The organism is Serratia proteamaculans (genome assembly GCF_946227095.1).
Classification (GTDB): domain Bacteria; phylum Pseudomonadota; class Gammaproteobacteria; order Enterobacterales; family Enterobacteriaceae; genus Serratia; species Serratia proteamaculans_E.
In genome coordinates this window covers 152,755-169,504 of record NZ_CAMISV010000006.1, presented here as the reverse complement: position 1 = coordinate 169,504, position 16,750 = coordinate 152,755, and the positions used below count along the sequence as shown (strand labels likewise).

General features: G+C 55.6%; 15 protein-coding genes. 8 read left to right on the top strand and 7 right to left on the bottom strand.

The genetic code is table 11. The annotated features are described in order from the left end of the window. Nucleotides 1-397: 397 nt before the first annotated feature. Both brnQ and proY read left to right on the top strand, forming a co-directional pair. Complete coding sequence (gene brnQ / locus OC597_RS14175; RefSeq protein ID WP_262209187.1) at nucleotides 398-1,717, top strand: branched-chain amino acid transport system II carrier protein; 1,320 nt, start codon at nucleotides 398-400, stop codon at nucleotides 1,715-1,717. Nucleotides 1,718-1,788: 71 nt separating this feature from the next. Next, a complete protein-coding gene (proY, locus tag OC597_RS14170; RefSeq protein WP_262209186.1) occupies nucleotides 1,789-3,195 on the top strand; it encodes a proline-specific permease ProY in 1,407 nt (468 codons plus the stop codon). 57 nt (nucleotides 3,196-3,252) lie between these two features. On the opposite strand, the gene OC597_RS14165 is transcribed toward proY, so the two are convergent. The 4 genes from OC597_RS14165 to OC597_RS14150 form a co-directional block, all read right to left on the bottom strand. Continuing rightward, nucleotides 3,253-3,540: a HigA family addiction module antitoxin gene (locus OC597_RS14165; protein ID WP_085115422.1), complete on the bottom strand. Its 288-nt coding sequence runs from the start codon at nucleotides 3,538-3,540 to the stop codon at nucleotides 3,253-3,255. Continuing rightward, nucleotides 3,540-3,818: a type II toxin-antitoxin system RelE/ParE family toxin gene (locus tag OC597_RS14160; RefSeq protein ID WP_099062311.1), complete on the bottom strand. Its 279-nt coding sequence runs from the start codon at nucleotides 3,816-3,818 to the stop codon at nucleotides 3,540-3,542. Before OC597_RS14160 ends, OC597_RS14165 begins: the two co-directional genes overlap by 1 nt. Nucleotides 3,819-3,909: 91 nt before the next feature. Next, complete coding sequence (locus OC597_RS14155; protein WP_262209181.1) at nucleotides 3,910-4,173, bottom strand: hypothetical protein; 264 nt, start codon at nucleotides 4,171-4,173, stop codon at nucleotides 3,910-3,912. Nucleotides 4,174-4,304: 131 nt separating this feature from the next. After that, nucleotides 4,305-5,570: a mechanosensitive ion channel family protein gene (locus OC597_RS14150; RefSeq protein WP_099062309.1), complete on the bottom strand. Its 1,266-nt coding sequence runs from the start codon at nucleotides 5,568-5,570 to the stop codon at nucleotides 4,305-4,307. 249 nt (nucleotides 5,571-5,819) lie between these two features. Here OC597_RS14150 and malZ point away from each other — a divergent pair, with 249 nt between their 5' ends. Next, a complete protein-coding gene (gene malZ, locus OC597_RS14145; protein WP_262209179.1) occupies nucleotides 5,820-7,643 on the top strand; it encodes a maltodextrin glucosidase in 1,824 nt (607 codons plus the stop codon). A 64-nt stretch (nucleotides 7,644-7,707) separates the two neighbouring features. Here malZ and ggt read toward each other — a convergent pair whose 3' ends face one another. The 3 genes from ggt to OC597_RS14130 all read right to left on the bottom strand — a co-directional run bounded on the left by ggt (nucleotide 7,708) and on the right by OC597_RS14130 (nucleotide 11,114). After that, nucleotides 7,708-9,471, bottom strand: a complete 1,764-nt coding sequence (ggt, locus tag OC597_RS14140) for a gamma-glutamyltransferase (protein WP_262209177.1) — start codon at nucleotides 9,469-9,471, stop codon at nucleotides 7,708-7,710. A gap of 229 nt (nucleotides 9,472-9,700) precedes the next feature. After that, nucleotides 9,701-10,303: a peroxiredoxin C gene (locus tag OC597_RS14135; protein ID WP_012005499.1), complete on the bottom strand. Its 603-nt coding sequence runs from the start codon at nucleotides 10,301-10,303 to the stop codon at nucleotides 9,701-9,703. A gap of 229 nt (nucleotides 10,304-10,532) precedes the next feature. After that, nucleotides 10,533-11,114, bottom strand: a complete 582-nt coding sequence (locus OC597_RS14130) for an ACP phosphodiesterase (protein ID WP_261425483.1) — start codon at nucleotides 11,112-11,114, stop codon at nucleotides 10,533-10,535. A gap of 122 nt (nucleotides 11,115-11,236) precedes the next feature. On the opposite strand from OC597_RS14130, the gene queA reads away from it, so the two are divergent. From queA to secF, 5 genes are all read left to right on the top strand, one after another. Continuing rightward, nucleotides 11,237-12,307 carry a tRNA preQ1(34) S-adenosylmethionine ribosyltransferase-isomerase QueA gene (gene queA / locus OC597_RS14125; protein WP_262209176.1) on the top strand — a complete coding sequence of 357 codons (1,071 nt, stop codon included), beginning with the start codon at nucleotides 11,237-11,239 and terminating at the stop codon, nucleotides 12,305-12,307. Nucleotides 12,308-12,379: 72 nt separating this feature from the next. Further along, entirely contained in the window at nucleotides 12,380-13,504 is a 1,125-nt protein-coding gene (tgt, locus tag OC597_RS14120; protein WP_085115431.1) for a tRNA guanosine(34) transglycosylase Tgt, read from the top strand. A 33-nt stretch (nucleotides 13,505-13,537) separates the two neighbouring features. After that, nucleotides 13,538-13,870 carry a preprotein translocase subunit YajC gene (gene yajC / locus OC597_RS14115; RefSeq protein ID WP_012005503.1) on the top strand — a complete coding sequence of 111 codons (333 nt, stop codon included), beginning with the start codon at nucleotides 13,538-13,540 and terminating at the stop codon, nucleotides 13,868-13,870. A 25-nt stretch (nucleotides 13,871-13,895) separates the two neighbouring features. Continuing rightward, nucleotides 13,896-15,743: a protein translocase subunit SecD gene (gene secD, locus OC597_RS14110; RefSeq protein ID WP_261251682.1), complete on the top strand. Its 1,848-nt coding sequence runs from the start codon at nucleotides 13,896-13,898 to the stop codon at nucleotides 15,741-15,743. Between the two features lie 10 nt (nucleotides 15,744-15,753). Further along, nucleotides 15,754-16,722, top strand: a complete 969-nt coding sequence (gene secF, locus OC597_RS14105) for a protein translocase subunit SecF (RefSeq protein WP_085115433.1) — start codon at nucleotides 15,754-15,756, stop codon at nucleotides 16,720-16,722. Nucleotides 16,723-16,750 lie beyond the last annotated feature (28 nt).

Below are 16,750 nucleotides of genomic sequence, written 5' to 3'. Positions count from 1 at the left end.
TTTCGCGCGGTCATTCACCTTAGGATTCACGTTTTGTGAATGTGTCGCTCAAAAATGATACAAATCATGTATTGTATATTTATTGATAGCCACTACGATCGACTGGCCCCGAAAGATTATCTGGTCTATAACTCTGCTTTTTGTCATGCGCCTTGCCTTTCAACGCTATAAACGTTTAACTTAGCCTCCGTTGTCGGACTAAACCTCCATTTATAACTCTTAAAACTCTGCCCATCATCATGAGTGGTCACTTTCGAATAAGGACAAAACGCCGGACGTTATGCGTTTTCTGCTCTTATTGGTCTCGCGATGAAATGGCAAGCCGGCAACCGGGTGGGGCATAACGCCACCACGCATCGGGCACTTTTTTTCATTTGAACAGGCAACACGACATCGTATGAGTCATCGTTTAACGTCAAAAGATATTATCGCATTGGGTTTTATGACCTTTGCCTTATTCGTCGGCGCCGGGAATATCATTTTCCCGCCGATGGTCGGTTTACAGTCCGGTGGTCACGTCTGGACCGCAGCTATCGGCTTCCTGATCACCGCCGTCGGTCTACCGGTGATGACCGTGATTGCGCTGGCACGCGTCGGTGGCGGTATTGACGCCCTGAGCACGCCGATTGGCCGTCGCGCCGGTCTGCTGCTGGCGACCGTCTGCTATCTGGCTGTCGGCCCGCTGTTCGCCACCCCGCGTACCGCGACCGTCTCCTTCGAAGTGGGGATTGCACCGCTGACCGGTGATGGTGCCATGCCACTGTTTATTTACAGTCTGGTGTACTTCGCTCTGGTGATCGGCATTTCTCTGTATCCGGGCCGCCTGCTCGATACCGTGGGCCACGTATTGGCACCGCTGAAAATTGTTGCGCTGGGCGCGCTCGGCATCGCCGCGCTGGCCTGGCCTGCAGGTACGCCAATTCCGGCGACCGAGATTTATCAGAACGTCCCATTCTCTACCGGTTTCATTAATGGCTATCTGACTATGGATACGCTGGGCGCGCTGGTATTCGGCATCGTCATCGTTAACGCCGCGCGTTCCCGTGGCGTGAAGGATGCCAAATTGCTGACGCGTTATACCATTCTGGCGGGATTGATCGCCGGTGTGGGCCTGACGCTGGTTTACCTGAGCCTGTTCAAGCTGGGTTCCGGCAGCGGCGTGTTGGTGCCTGATGCAACCAACGGCGCGGTGATCCTGCATGCTTATGTACAGAATACCTTCGGTGGGCTGGGCAGCTTCTTCCTGGCGGCGCTGATCTTCATCGCCTGTATGGTAACTGCGGTCGGCCTGACCTGCGCCTGCGCCGAGTTCTTTGCCCAATACCTGCTGTTCTCTTACAAGACGCTGGTGTTCATCCTGGGGCTGTTCTCGATGCTGGTCTCCAACCTGGGCTTGAGCCATCTGATCCAGATCTCCATCCCGGTGCTGACCGCGATTTATCCGCCGTGCATCGTGCTGGTGGTGCTGAGTTTCACCCTGCGTTGGTGGAACAGCGCACCGCGCATCATTGCGCCGGTGATGTTAGTCAGCCTGTTGTTTGGTATCCTTGACGCAGTGAAAGCGTCTACCTTCCAGCACTTCTTGCCGGAGTGGACCAATCACCTGCCATTGGCGAGTCAGGGACTGGCATGGTTGCCGCCGTCGCTGTTGATGCTGGTGCTGGTCGCGATTTATGACCGGGTTTGTACGCGCTCCGAAGTGACCGCGCACTCCTGATTCCCCGGCTAAATTTTGGGCCACGGACTTGTCCGTGGCTTTTTTACGTTTAAAAACCACGGGTTATTTTCATGCAACAACAGTCACCCGCCGCTCCCGCGGCCAATAAGCTGAAACGCGGTCTCAGCACGCGTCACATTCGCTTTATGGCTTTGGGCTCGGCTATCGGCACCGGTCTGTTCTATGGCTCGGCGGACGCGATTAAAATGGCCGGTCCAAGCGTTTTGCTGGCGTACCTGATTGGCGGCATCGTCGCCTTTATCATTATGCGTGCGCTGGGCGAGATGTCGGTCAACAACCCGCAGGCCAGTTCGTTTTCACGCTACGCGCAGGACTACCTTGGCCCGATGGCCGGCTATATCACCGGCTGGACCTACTGTTTTGAGATCCTGATTGTCGCCATTGCCGACGTGACCGCTTTTGGTATCTATATGGGCGTCTGGTTCCCTGAGGTACCGCATTGGATTTGGGTACTGAGCGTGGTGCTGGTGATTGGTGCCATCAACCTGATGAGCGTGAAGGTGTTCGGTGAGCTGGAGTTCTGGTTCTCGTTCTTTAAAGTGGCCACCATCATCATCATGATTGCTGCCGGTATCGGCATCATCATTTGGGGGATTGGCAACGGCGGTCAGCCGACCGGTATCCATAACCTGTGGTCTAACGGCGGCTTCTTCAGTAACGGCTTTATCGGCATGATCCTGTCGTTGCAGTTGGTGATGTTTGCCTACGGTGGCATCGAAATTATCGGTATCACCGCCGGTGAAGCCAAGGATCCGAAAATCTCGATTCCCAAGGCCATCAACTCAGTACCCTGGCGCATCCTGGTGTTCTACGTCGGTACGCTGTTCGTCATCATGTCGATTTACCCGTGGAATCAGGTGGGCACCAGCGGCAGTCCGTTCGTGCTGACCTTCCAGCACATGGGCATTACCGTGGCGGCGGGTATCCTTAACTTTGTGGTGATTACCGCGTCACTGTCCGCGATTAACAGCGATGTATTTGGCGTTGGCCGCATGCTGCACGGTATGGCCGAACAGGGCCACGCGCCGAAGATGTTCAGCAAGGTCTCCAAACGCGGTATTCCGTGGGTCACGGTAGTGGTGATGATGCTGGCACTGCTGCTGGCGGTGTATCTCAACTACATCATGCCGGAAAACGTGTTCCTGGTGATTGCCTCCCTGGCAACCTTCGCCACCGTGTGGGTATGGATCATGATCCTGTTCTCACAGATTGCCTTCCGTCGCAGCCTGAGCAAAGAGCAGGTGAAAAACCTGGCCTTCCCATTGCGCGGTGGCGTATTTACCTCGGTGGTGGCGATCATCTTCCTGGTGTTTATCATCGGTCTGATTGGCTACTTCCCGACCACCCGTGTATCACTGTACGCCGGTCTGGTCTGGGTCGTGGTGTTGCTGGCGGGTTACTACTTCAAGCTTAACCACCAGAAGAAGCTGGCGGTGCTGGCGCAGCAGCAGGATTAAAAATAAAAACACCGGCCATGCGCCGGTGTTTTTTTATCGTAAGTTCAATCGTGCCCGTTACGCAAAATCCAGTTTACGTAGTTTTGATACATCGATAGTTTGCCTGGCGTGCCAAAGGTCGTAAGCATCCTGCATTCCCATCCATACCCGTTCTGAACTGCCAATGACTATCGACAAACGGATAGCCATCTCTGGGGAAATATCTGATTTGCCGGTAATAAGGCGCTGTACCGTTGATGGCGCTACGTCCAGCGCTTTAGCCAGACCACGAGCGCTGAGGTTTAATGTCTCCATGGTTTCTTTTATCAGCTCTCCGGGATGCGGCGGGTTAAACATTTGAGTCATTAATGGTAATCCTCATAGTTAACGATATAGACGTCACCCTCTGTCAGCTCAAAAGTGATTCGCCAGTTACCGGTTACAGTTATTGACCAGAGCCCGCTTCGATCGCCTGTTAACGAATGCAAAAAGAAACCAGGGAGATCTACATCATTGATTTCCTTGGCCAGGTCCAGCACGCTCAAACGGAGGCTGATTTTTTTCGCCTGTTTGGTATCGATACCCGCCGTTGAACCGGTTTCAAAAAATTTCTTTAGTCCTTTATGCCTGAAGCTTTTTATCATCCTGAAGGCTCCTTGGGTGTTGCGCTATACGCATCATAGTTCTGTGCCGCGTATGACGCAATGAATTTGACTGTTTTGTAACCTCTTTCGTTTAACGTTTTTCCTCGGGCTCATCGTCGCCGGAGGCTCGGGCTTCGATACGCAGGCTGCCGTCATTCAACTGATCTTCCTTCTCTTCACCTGCTGCGCGCGCCAGCATCTCGCGGATATCCTGCATGTTGCGGCTCAGGGTACTCAGTGCCGGCTGCAAGGTCTGACTCATACGGCTTTCGTCCAGTGAAGCATTGTGCAAGCAGCCGATAAACATCAGGGCGGCCAACAGAGCAAACAGCCGGTGGCGTAATGGTTTCAGCAATCCTCTTTTCCTTCAGCGGGCGATAATCAATGCATTAACGCTGTTTTTAGGCCGAAAGAGAAGCGGGCCGAGACATCCGTTGCCCCTGGGTTGATAGTCATTACCGGCTGAAACAGTTACGTCAGCCTGCGTCAGGAAATCTCCGCCGTCTGTCGCATTTGGCTAAGCATGCTGCGCATGTCGTTGCCGGTTGGCGTTTGGTGCACCCGCAGATCGAATTCGTTAATCACCGCCAGAATATGGTCAAAAATATCCGATTGAATACTTTCGTATTCGGCCCACACCGTGGTGTTGGTGAAGGCGTAAATCTCCAGTGGCAATCCTTCCGGCAGCGGTGCCAGCTGGCGCACCATCAGCGTCATATTCTGATGAATATTCGGGTGGGCGCGCAGATACGCCACCAGATAAGCGCGCAGCGTACCCAGGTTGGTCAGGCGGCGGCCGTTGAGGGGAGAACTGAGATCGACGGCAATCTGCTGGTTATGTTGGCTTAGCTCCTGCGTTTTATCGTTCAGATAGCGTTGCAGCAGCGGGTTGCGGTTCAGCCGTTGCTGCTCTTCATCCGACAAGAAATGCACGCTGGTGGTGTCGATATTGATGCTGCGCTTAATGCGGCGTCCGCCGGATTCGGACATTGAGCGCCAGTTCTTAAAGGAGTCGGAGATCAGGGCGTAGGTCGGGATGGTGGTGACGGTATTATCCCAATTGCGCACTTTTACCGTGGTCAGGCCGATGTCGGTGACCGCGCCGTCCGCGCCGTATTTCGGCATCTCCAGCCAGTCACCAATGGTCAGCATATCGTTGGCGGACAGCTGAATACCGGCCACCAGGCCGAGGATCGGATCTTTAAACACCAACATCAGTACGGCGGTCATCGCACCCAGGCCGCTGAGCAGCAGCAGGGGTGACTTACCCATCAGCAGGGAGACGATCATGATGCCAATCAGAATGGCCGCGACCAGCTTCAGCCCCTGGAAAATCCCGCGCAACGGCAACTGGTTTGAAATCGGGCTTTGGCGTAGCATCGCCAACAATGTATCCAGCAGGGAAAACAACGACAGCAGCGCGAAGCCCATGATCCACACCTGGGCGGCGGTGACGATAATTGCCTGGGTCTGGCCACCGGCGTGCAACCACAGCACGGCCTGCAGATTAATGATCACCCCTTGCAGTAACAGCGCCATGCGCTGGAACAGCTTGTACTGGGTGATTGCCTGTTGCCATACGCGCTGCGATTGCTGACCACGGCGCTGGATCGCCTTCAGTACCACGCGGTGCAGCACCAGATGGATCACCACAGAAATCAGGACGATCAGTCCCAGCACCATCAGCAGGGACATCACCCCGCTAAATTCCAGCCCGAACTTCTCCAGCCACAGGGTTATCTGTTGTTGCATTGCCGCTCCTTTAAAAAATGTGCAAAAAATATCCAATAGACTCAAAACAGGTTAGCCTAATGGCTGCGGGCCATAATGTGCGTCTTTTTACCCTTTTTTACATAGGCTTGCCGCTGACTGACTATCTCCACCCCCCGGCTCCTCCCCGAGTTTACCGGCCAGAGAGGAGGGGGACTGGCACTCAACGTGGCATTGTTCGTGGCATTGAATAACGTCGTCGATTTCGTTTTGTACAGCAGGAGGAAAGTCATGTTTAACGCCTGGCATCAACCGGTCCCGCCCTTCGTGGTGAAGAAGGGGCAGCGCCTTGATATCACGTTGTGGTTACAGGGGGATGATGTGCCCGAACGGGTATTTTTACGTGCCGAACCGGATAATGAAGAATGGCTGCTGACGATGAAAGTGCAGCAGATTGACGGGCTGCATCGCTATCAGGCCAGCCTGACGCTGAATGAGGGCGAGCCGACCCGCCGTTACTGCTTCAAGCTGGTTTGGGCCGATCGTCAGCAATGGTTCGGCCCCCAGGGCTGGTCGGTGACGCCGCCGGGGCAACTGGCACAGTTTGCTGTTGATATGCCCGACAGCAGCCCAGCCTGGGTGGCGGATCAGGTTTTCTATCAAATTTTCCCCGACCGTTTTGCCAGTAGCGGGGGGGAATATGGCATTCAGAGCGGCAGCTATCGTCATCATGCGGCCGGTTGCGATGTGGTGCGCCACGATTGGCAGCATCCGCTGGAAGACCACCATGCCGCGTCCACCTTCTACGGTGGCGATTTGGAGGGTATTAGCCAAAAACTGCCTTATCTACAGCAGCTGGGCGTGACGGCGCTGTATCTGAATCCGATTTTCACCGCACCCAGCGTGCATAAATACGATACCGAAGACTATTACCAGGTCGATCCCTATCTCGGTGGTAACACCGCCCTGCAGCGTTTGCGAGTGAGTACTCACAAGGTGGGAATGAAACTGGTGCTGGACGGGGTATTTAACCATACCGGTGATTCGCATCCTTGGTTTGACCGTCACCAGCAGGGTGATAACGGCGCTTGCCATCACCCGGATTCACCGTACCGCGGCTGGTTCAATTTCTACCCCGATGGCCGCGCGCTCGACTGGAAGGGCAATGCCAGCCTGCCGAAGCTCAATTTTGCCGAGCCACAGGTGGCAGAGGCGATTTATCGCGGCGACGGTAGCGTGGTGCGTCACTGGCTGCGGCCGCCGTACAGCATTGACGGTTGGCGGCTGGACGTGGTGCATATGCTGGGTGAAAACGGCGGTGCCACCGGCAACCTGCAACATCTGGCGGGCATTTATCAGGCGGTTAAACAGGAAAACCCGCAGGCTTACGTGCTGGGCGAGCATTTTGGCGACGCGCGTCGCTGGCTGCATGCCGGTGTGGAAGATGCCGCGATGAACTACATGGGCTTTGCCCTGCCGGTGCGGGGATTCCTCGCCGGGCTGGACGTGGCGCACCACCCGGTGCAGATGGATGCGGCGGACTGTGCCCAGTGGATGGATGGCTACCGGGCCGGGTTGCCGCATGGCCGCCAGTTGATTCAGTTCAACCAGCTAGACAGTCATGACACTGCGCGCTTTCTGACACTGCTGCAGGGCAATCAGGCGCGGATGCGCATGGCGGCGGTGTGGCTGATGAGCTGGATCGGCGTGCCTTGCTTATATTACGGCGACGAGATTGGCCTGGATGGTGCCAACGATCCGTTCTGCCGCAAGCCTTTCCCGTGGGACGAAAGCCAGTGGGATCACAGCCTGTTGGCCCTGTGCCAGCGTATGGCAGCACTGCGTAAACAGAGCCTGGCACTGCGTCGCGGCGGCTGTCAGGTGTTGCATGCTGCGGCAGAAACACTGATATTTGTGCGTCTCTATCAGCAGGAACAGGTGTTGGTGGCGTTACAGCGTGGCGGGAGCGGCAAAGTGACCTTGCCGCACAGCCCACTGCTGGCCAAAGGCCAATGGCAACGTCTGGAAGGGGACGGCGAGTTGAATAATGAGCTGAACGCGATCTCGCTGCTGTTGGGCGAGGAATCGGTGAGTCTGTGGCGGCGGGTAGGGTAAGGCTGACAGGGGCCGATTTTCCGGCCCCTGGATAAGTTAGTAGGCGTTTACACGCCCAGTCAGATCAATAGCCTACGGCGGAACCTGCCGGGCGACGAACGTCGTTGGCACCGTACAGGTAGCCTTCGCGCACCTTGCCGGACACCGCAGAGTCATTGCCTGAGTTAGCCGGACTGACGCCTGCCGCACCTGGCAGGCCAACCAGAATCAGTTCGGCGGCGCCCCAGGGTGTTTGTTCGACCATTTTGTAACCCATACCGCTGAGAATTTTCAACGTATCGGCAGAAACCCCACGTTGTTCGTAATAAACCTCATCCGGCAGCCATTGATGGTGAATGCGCGGCGCATCGACAGCTTCCTGCGGTGCCATGCCGTGGTCGATCACGTTCAGTGCGGTCTGCAGCGTGATGGTGATGATGCGTGATCCGCCCGGTGAGCCGAGTACCATAAAGATTTTATTGTCTTTGGTCACCAGTGTCGGGCTCATTGACGATAGTGGGCGCTTACCGGGGGCAATGCTGTTGGCGGTTCCCTGCACCAGCCCATAGAGGTTTTTCTCACCCACTTTGACGGTGAAATCGTCCATTTCATCGTTGAGGAAGAAGCCAGTGCCCGGGGCGATCACCACCGCGCCAAAACGACCGTTGACGGTATAGGTGGTGGAAACGGCGTTACCCTGATGATCGACAATCGAATAGTGGGTGGTTTCCGGCTTCTCGTGGGGTTCCATGCCGGGCTGCACGTTCTCTGACGGTGTGGCCTTATCCGCGACGATTTTCTTGCGGATCTCTTCGGCATAGCTCTTGCTGACCAGCCTGTCGATCGGGTTTTTGATGAACTCCGGGTCGCCGAGGTAGGTATTACGGTCCATATAGGCGTGGCGCATCGCTTCGGTCATGGTGTGGATGGCCGCTGCCGAATTAAAGCCCATGCTTTTTAGATCGTAACCTTCAACCACGTTGAGGATTTCGCACAGCGTCACGCCACCGGAGCTGGGTGGCGGGGCCGAAACAAATTTATAACCGCGATAGCTGCAGGTAATGGGTGGGGTTTCGGTGACTTTGTAATTGGCGAAATCGGCTGCGGTCAGGATGCCTCCGCCCTGTTTGGCGGCTGCCTCAACCGCCTGTGGAATTTTGCCTTTATAGAAGGCATCCGGGCCGTTTTTGGCAATGGCCTCCAGCGTATTGGCCAGGTCGCTCTGCACCAGGCGATCGCCCGGCTGTAACGGCGTGCCGTCCGGGCGCAGGAAGATCCGGGCAGATTCCGGATCCTGTTTAAAGCGTGCGATGGTGGTATCGAGGATATCGGTATCGGCACGGGTCAAAACAAAGCCCTCGCGTGCCAGTTTGATCGCCGGCTCCATCACCTGCTCGCGGCTCAGTTTACCGTATTTTTTGCGTGCGGTTTCCATGCCCAACACGGTGCCCGGCACGCCCGCAGCCAGATAGCCGTACAGGCTGGCGCCTTTCTTCACGTTGCCTGCGGCATCCAGATACATATTGGCACTGGCCGCTGCTGGCGCGGTTTCACGGAAGTTGATAAAGGTGTCGGTGCCGTCGGCCAGGTGCACCGTCATAAAACCACCGCCGCCAATGTTGCCGCAGCAAGGGTTAACTACTGCCTGTGCATAGCCGACGGCTACGGCGGCATCAATCGCATTGCCGCCCAGTTTCAATATATCCACGCCGACCTGCGAGGCCAGATGTTGCGATGTCACTACCATGCCGTTTTTGGCTTCGACCGCCGGATTGGATGCGGCATACAGGCTGCTGCTGACCAGCAGCGCCGCCATGGTCAGCGGTTTGCTCCATTTTTGTAAAAACATAGTTATTCCTACCCTGTCAGTTTTCTTATTGTGTTTGGCTTGCCTCTCCAGCTGTGCAAAGAGCGGGCCAGCGTTATTGATACTAGTCAGAGTTCAGGGATAGCGCGGAGAACAGCCAGGTAAATGTGAGCGGAAACAAGGAAATGAAGCACATAATGGAGGCGGCTGCCCTAAAAAAGGGCAAAAAAAACCGGCCGTGAGGGCCGGTTGATACACTTGCAGGCTGAAATTACAGCTTGGAAGCGTTCTCAGACAGGTATTTAGCTACGCCGTCCGGTGATGCGCCCATACCTGCTTTGCCTTTTTCCCACTGAGCCGGGCAAACTTCGCCGTGTTGCTCGTGGAATTGCAGCGCGTCAACGGTACGGATCATTTCGTCGATGTTACGGCCGATTGGCAGGTCGTTAACAACCTGAGCGCGAACCACACCGTCTTTGTCGATCAGGAAAGAACCACGCAGGGCAACGCCCGCTTCTGGGTGCTCGATGCCGTAAGCTTTCTGAATTTCACGCTTAATGTCAGCAACCATTGCGTATTTCACTTCCCCAATGCCGCCATTCTCGACTGGGGTTTTACGCCATGCGTTGTGGACAAATTCTGAGTCGAATGAAACGCCAACCACTTCAACGCCACGCTTCTGGAATTCTTCATAGCGGTGATCGAAAGCGATCAGCTCAGAAGGACATACGAAGGTGAAGTCCATCGGCCAGAAGAACAGTACGGCTGGTTTGCCGTTCAGGTGCTTCTTGAAGTTGAAGTTTTCAACGATTTCGCCACTGCCGAGCACGGCAGCTGCAGTGAAGTCAGGGGCTTGACGAGTTACCAGGACCATAATTACTCCTGTAATAGGTGTTAAGGGGTTGATGTAAAAGCAAGGGCCAGTATAGGGGCCACGACTTGGTGAAGAAAGGGTAAAAGACCAATCAATGAGATAGCTTTCACCTATCAAAGTCGGTGATTAAATTTAGCAGTCTTTAAAAATAACCTTTTCCCATAAAAGGGCAAGGGTTAAAAAGCAATTTCTTGTAAAGCATCGCATTTTCAAAGGCTTTGGCTTGGCCTCACAGCTGCTTGTCTTTGGCTTGCTGCATCATCTGTGGGTAAAACTGCCAGAATTGTGTTTCAAGCTGATGATAGTTGCGCTCCACGTCGGCGAAAGAACCGGCCAGTGCGGCAAGGCGCGGACGACGGCTGGCCATACCTGCCAGCACGTTGCCGATAAACGGCAGCTCGGCGTAGCGCTCCAGCCAGCGTTCCGGCCATAAATAGCCGTTCAAATTCTGAAAACGCGGCGGCGTCAGCGCTAAATGCGGCACGATCTGGCTGCGGGCGTGCTGGGTAAACCCCTGCAGGCTGAGAGAGGGCTCCAGTTGTTGCCAATGGCGCGCCAGAAAGTGATCCCACACCACGTCCAGCGTGATGGGGGCCACGCGCCGGTGCTCATCAGAGAAATACGCGCGGCAGGCCTTTACCTGCGGCAGGCTGTCGGTCAGGACGTCGATGCGGCGGTGCATCATAATGCCGGCCACCACGGCGGGATCGTACTCGCCTGCGGGGTTGCCGCGCACGAAGTCGGCCAACAGATTGCCCAGCAACGAGCTTTCCGCCAGCGAGGCCAAATGGAGATGAGCGAGAAAATTCATCCGGCAACTATACCTGAAGTCATGCAAATCCTCCTTATTTCTTGCCGCTGACCGCCCGCAGCTTTAGACTAGGCCGCCTGTTTTTTACCAACCCGTCCTATATTGAAGAAGTGAATAGAGCCATGCGCGTCGCCGATTTTTCGTTTGAACTTCCCGAGTCCCTGATTGCCCACTACCCTCAACCAGAGCGCAGCGCTTGCCGCTTGCTGCAGTTGGACGGGCCGAGCGGGGAGCTTAAGCATGGCGTATTCACCGATCTGCTGGATAACCTGGAAGCCGGCGATCTGCTGGTGTTCAACAACACCCGGGTGATCCCGGCGCGCATGTTTGGCCGCAAGGTCAGCGGGGGCAAGATTGAAGTGCTGGTCGAGCGGGTGCTGGACGACCACCGGGTGCTGGCGCACGTTCGTGCCTCGAAGGCTCCCAAACCGGGCACCGATCTGCTGCTGGGCGACGACGAAAGCATCGCCGCGACCATGGTCGCGCGCCACGATACGCTGTTCGAACTGCGCTTTAACGATGAGCGCGACGTCTTCACTATCCTTAATGCCGTCGGCCATATGCCGCTGCCGCCGTATATCGACCGTCCTGACGAAGACGCCGACCGTGAGCTTTATCAGACGGTCTACAGCGAGAAACCGGGCGCCGTGGCGGCACCGACCGCCGGGCTGCACTTCGATGAGCCGCTGCTGGCAGCGCTGCGTGATAAGGGTATTGAGATGGCGTTTGTCACCCTGCACGTGGGCGCGGGCACCTTCCAGCCGGTGCGGGTGGAAACTATCGAAGAACACGTCATGCATGCCGAATACGCAGAGGTGCCGCAGGACGTGGTTGACGCAGTTTTAGCCTGTAAAGCGCGTGGTAAACGTGTGGTGGCAGTAGGCACCACCTCGGTGCGATCGCTGGAAAGCGCCGCCAACGCCAGCAAAGAGGCATTAATTGCCCCGTTCTTCGGCGATACCAGCATCTTTATTTTCCCGGGTTACCACTATCAGGTGATCGACGCGCTGGTGACCAATTTCCACCTGCCGGAGTCGACGCTGATTATGTTGGTTTCCGCTTTTGCCGGTTATAAAAACACCATGCATGCCTATCAGCAGGCGGTGGCCGAGCAGTACCGTTTCTTTAGCTATGGCGATGCGATGTTCATCAGCCGTAACCCGCAGGCGGAGCAAGAGTCCGTAGGCGCCTGATTTCCTGGGCTGCGCATCTGGCGCAACCCTGTTTTAACGACATCAGACTGTTTCTCTGATGCTGGAGGCTTTGTGAAGTACGAATTAGACACAACCGATGGCCGCGCTCGCCGTGGCCGCCTGATCTTTGAACGTGGCGTGGTGGAAACCCCAGCCTTTATGCCGGTCGGCACCTACGGCACGGTAAAGGGTATGACGCCGGAAGAAGTGAAAGAGACCGGTGCGCAGATCCTGCTGGGCAACACCTTCCACCTGTGGCTGCGCCCAGGGCAGGAGATCATGAAGTTGCATGGCGATCTGCATGATTTCATGCAGTGGCATGGCCCGATCCTCACCGACTCCGGTGGCTTCCAGGTGTTCAGCCTGGGCGCGATGCGCAAGATTAAAGAAGAAGGCGTTCATTTCCGTAATCCGATTAACGGCGATAAAGTGTTCCTCAGCCCGGAAAAATCGATGGAAATCCAGTATGACCTGGGTTCCGATATCGTCATGATCTTCGACGAATGTACGCCGTACCCGGCAGACTGGGACTACGCCAAGAGCTCGATGGAAATGTCCCTGCGCTGGGCGCAGCGCAGCCGTCAGCGTTTTGACGAACTGAATAATAAGAACGCTTTATTCGGCATTATTCAGGGCGGTGTTTACGAAGATTTACGTGATGTATCAGTAAAAGGGCTGGTGGATATCGGTTTTGATGGTTACGCTGTGGGCGGCTTGGCAGTCGGTGAGCCAAAAGAGGATATGCATCGCATTCTTGAACATGTTTGCCCGCAAATTCCGGAAGATAAGCCACGCTACCTGATGGGCGTGGGCAAACCGGAAGATCTGGTTGAAGGCGTGCGTCGCGGTATCGATATGTTCGACTGCGTGATGCCAACGCGTAATGCCCGTAACGGTCATCTGTTCGTGACTGACGGTGTGGTAAAAATCCGTAATGCCAAGCACAAGGATGATACTTCTCCGCTGGATAAAGACTGTGATTGCTACACGTGTCGCAATTACAGCCGCGCCTACTTGCATCATCTCGATCGTTGCAACGAAATACTGGGTGCCCGATTGAACACCATTCATAACCTGCGTCACTACCAACGCCTGATGGCGGGTTTACGCGAGGCCATTGAACAGGGTAAATTAGAGCTGTTTGTTGCGGATTTCTACGGTCGGATCGGTAAACCGATTCCACCTTTAAACGCTTGAATTAATAATTGATAACTTAATGAGGGAATTTCAATGAGCTTTTTCATTTCTGACGCCGTCGCATCCGCAGGAGCTCCGTCTCAGGGAAGCCCGTACTCTCTGATCATTATGCTGGTGGTTTTTGGCCTGATTTTCTATTTCATGATCCTGCGTCCACAGCAGAAACGCGCTAAAGAGCACAAGAAACTGATGGACTCGATCGGCAAGGGTGATGAAGTGCTGACCACCGGCGGCCTGATTGGCCGCGTGACCAAAGTGGCTGACACCGGCATTATCGCTATTGCGCTGAACGACACCACGGAAGTGATGATCAAGCGTGACTTCGTGGCGGCCGTTCTGCCGAAAGGTACCATGAAGGCCCTGTAATTTTGTTTTCCCGAAGGGAATTGCCGTGCTAAACCGTTATCCTTTGTGGAAGTATCTGATGCTGATCGTCGTGATCCTCGTCGGTCTGCTTTATGCGCTTCCCAACCTCTATGGTGAGGATCCGGCTGTACAAATCACTGGCGCGCGCGGTGTCGCCGCCAGTGAAACTACGCTGGACCAAGTCCGTACCGTATTAGAAAAAGACAAGATCGCGAGCAAGTCGATTGCGCTGGAAAATGGCGCCATCCTGGCTCGCTTTAGCAATCCTGATATTCAGCTGCGCGCCCGTGAAGCCTTGATGGCAGAACTGGGCGACAAGTTCGTGGTGGCACTGAACCTGGCCCCGGCAACGCCGACCTGGTTGGCCATGCTGGGCGCCGAACCGATGAAACTCGGTCTGGATCTGCGTGGCGGTGTGCACTTCCTGATGGAAGTGGACATGGACACTGCACTGAGCAAGCTGCAGGAACAGACCATGGACACCCTGCGCAGTGAACTGCGTGAAAAGGGCATTCCTTATGCGTCTATCCGCAAGCTGGACAACAACGGCGTGGAAGTGCGTTTCCGTGACGATGCTGCCCGCGATCAGGCCATCAGCTACATCAGCTCGCGTCAGCGCGATATGGTGCTCTCGGCCAATGGCACCAATACTCTGAAAGCCAGCTTGACGGATGCCCGCCTGAGCGAAGCGCGTGAGTATGCGGTGCAGCAGAACATCACTATCCTGCGTAACCGTGTTAACCAGCTCGGCGTTGCCGAACCGCTGGTACAACGCCAGGGTTCTGACCGCATCGTGGTCGAACTGCCGGGTATTCAGGATACCGCACGCGCCAAAGAGATTCTGGGTGCCACTGCGACTCTGGAATTCCGTTTGGTTAACACCAACGCGGATACCACTGCGGCAGCCAACGGCCGCGTGCCGGGCGACTCCGAAGTAAAAGACACCCGTGATGGCCAGCCGGTTGTGCTGTACAAGCGAGTGATCCTGACCGGTGACCACATTACCGACTCCACCTCCAGCACCGACGAATATAACCAGCCGCAGGTTAATATCTCGCTGGACAGTGCCGGCGGTACCGCAATGTCCAACTTCACCAAGGACAATATCGGCAAGCCGATGGCGACCCTGTTTGTGGAGTACAAGGACAGCGGCAAGAAAGACGCTAACGGCCGTGCAATCCTGGTGAAACAGGAAGAAGTGATCAACGTGGCGAACATTCAGTCGCGTCTGGGCAACAGCTTCCGTATTACCGGTATCGGCAACCCGAACGAAGCACGCCAGCTCTCGCTGCTGCTGCGCGCCGGTGCGCTGATTGCGCCTATCCAGATCGTGGAAGAGCGTACTATCGGTCCGACCTTGGGACAACAGAACATCACCCAAGGCCTGGAAGCCTGTTTGTGGGGCCTGGTGGCATCCATCGTGTTTATGGTGGTTTGGTACCGTAAGTTCGGCATGATCGCGACCACGGCGCTGGTCGCCAACCTGGTGCTGATTGTCGGCGTGATGTCCCTGCTGCCGGGGGCGACGCTGACCATGCCGGGTATTGCCGGTATCGTGCTGACGCTGGCGGTGGCGGTCGACGCCAACGTACTGATCAATGAACGTATCAAGGAAGAGCTGAAGAACGGACGTTCCGTTCAGCAGGCGATCCATGAGGGCTATAAAGGCGCGTTCTCCAGTATCGTTGATGCCAACATCACCACCCTGATCACCGCGATTATTCTGTACGCAGTAGGCACCGGTTCGATTAAAGGCTTTGCGATTACCACCGCAATCGGTGTGGCGACGTCCATGTTCACCGCGATTGTCGGTACCCGTGCCATCGTCAACCTGCTTTACGGCGGCAAACGCATTAACAAGCTGTCTATCTGAGGAGTGCGTTGTGGCACAGGATTATACTGTTGAACAACTCAACTACGGCCGTAAAGTCTATGACTTTATGCGCTGGGATTACGTGGCCTTCGGCATCTCGCTGGTGCTGCTGATCGCGTCAATCGCCATTATGTCGGTGCGTGGTTTTAACTGGGGTCTGGACTTCACTGGCGGTACCGTCATTGAAATCAGCCTGGAACAACCGGCCAACCTCGATCTGATGCGCGATACGCTAGAAAAAGCCGGGTTCCAGGACCCGGTGATTCAGAACTTTGGCAGCAGCCGTGACGTGATGGTGCGTATGCCACCGGCGATCGGCACCGCAGGCCAGGAACTGGGTAACAAAGTGATCGGCGTGATCAACGACACGGTGGATAAAAACGCCACCGTGAAGCGGATTGAGTTCGTCGGCCCGAGCGTGGGCACCGAACTGGCGCAAAACGGCGGCATGGCGCTGCTGGTGGCGTTGATCTGTATTCTGATCTACGTCGGTTTCCGCTTCGAATGGCGCCTGGCGCTGGGGGCGGTTATCGCGTTGGCGCACGACGTGATTATCACCATGGGCGTGCTGTCGTTGTTCCGTATCGAGATTGACCTGACCATCGTCGCATCATTGATGTCGGTTATCGGTTACTCGTTGAACGACAGCATCGTGGTTTCCGACCGTATTCGTGAGAACTTCCGCAAGATCCGCCGCGGGACGCCTTACGAAATCATGAACGTGTCGTTGACCCAGACGCTGAGCCGTACCTTGATGACATCCGGTACCACCCTGATGGTGGTTCTGATGCTGTACATCTTCGGCGGCGCGATGCTGCACGGCTTCTCTCTGGCTATGCTGATTGGTGTGTCTATCGGTACCATATCTTCTATCTACGTGGCGTCCGCGCTGGCGTTGAAACTGGGTATGAAACGCGAACACATGCTGCAGCAGAAAGTGGAAAAAGAGGGCGCAGATCAGCCCTCGATTATGCCGTGATTTGCCCGTAAGTTGAAAATATCATGCC

Coding starts and splice junctions, on each gene's coding strand:
- OC597_RS14150 (WP_099062309.1), bottom strand. CDS start 5,570: ATGCAACAACAGATAACCCTGTGGCTGGAGAAGTTCGGGCTGGAATTT.
- OC597_RS14160 (WP_099062311.1), bottom strand. CDS start 3,818: ATGATAAAAAGCTTCAGGCATAAAGGACTAAAGAAATTTTTTGAAACC.
- OC597_RS14135 (WP_012005499.1), bottom strand. CDS start 10,303: ATGGTCCTGGTAACTCGTCAAGCCCCTGACTTCACTGCAGCTGCCGTG.
- yajC (WP_012005503.1), top strand. CDS start 13,538: ATGAGCTTTTTCATTTCTGACGCCGTCGCATCCGCAGGAGCTCCGTCT.
- ggt (WP_262209177.1), bottom strand. CDS start 9,471: ATGTTTTTACAAAAATGGAGCAAACCGCTGACCATGGCGGCGCTGCTG.
- proY (WP_262209186.1), top strand. CDS start 1,789: ATGCAACAACAGTCACCCGCCGCTCCCGCGGCCAATAAGCTGAAACGC.
- brnQ (WP_262209187.1), top strand. CDS start 398: ATGAGTCATCGTTTAACGTCAAAAGATATTATCGCATTGGGTTTTATG.
- OC597_RS14130 (WP_261425483.1), bottom strand. CDS start 11,114: ATGAATTTTCTCGCTCATCTCCATTTGGCCTCGCTGGCGGAAAGCTCG.
- OC597_RS14165 (WP_085115422.1), bottom strand. CDS start 3,540: ATGACTCAAATGTTTAACCCGCCGCATCCCGGAGAGCTGATAAAAGAA.
- malZ (WP_262209179.1), top strand. CDS start 5,820: ATGTTTAACGCCTGGCATCAACCGGTCCCGCCCTTCGTGGTGAAGAAG.
- queA (WP_262209176.1), top strand. CDS start 11,237: ATGCGCGTCGCCGATTTTTCGTTTGAACTTCCCGAGTCCCTGATTGCC.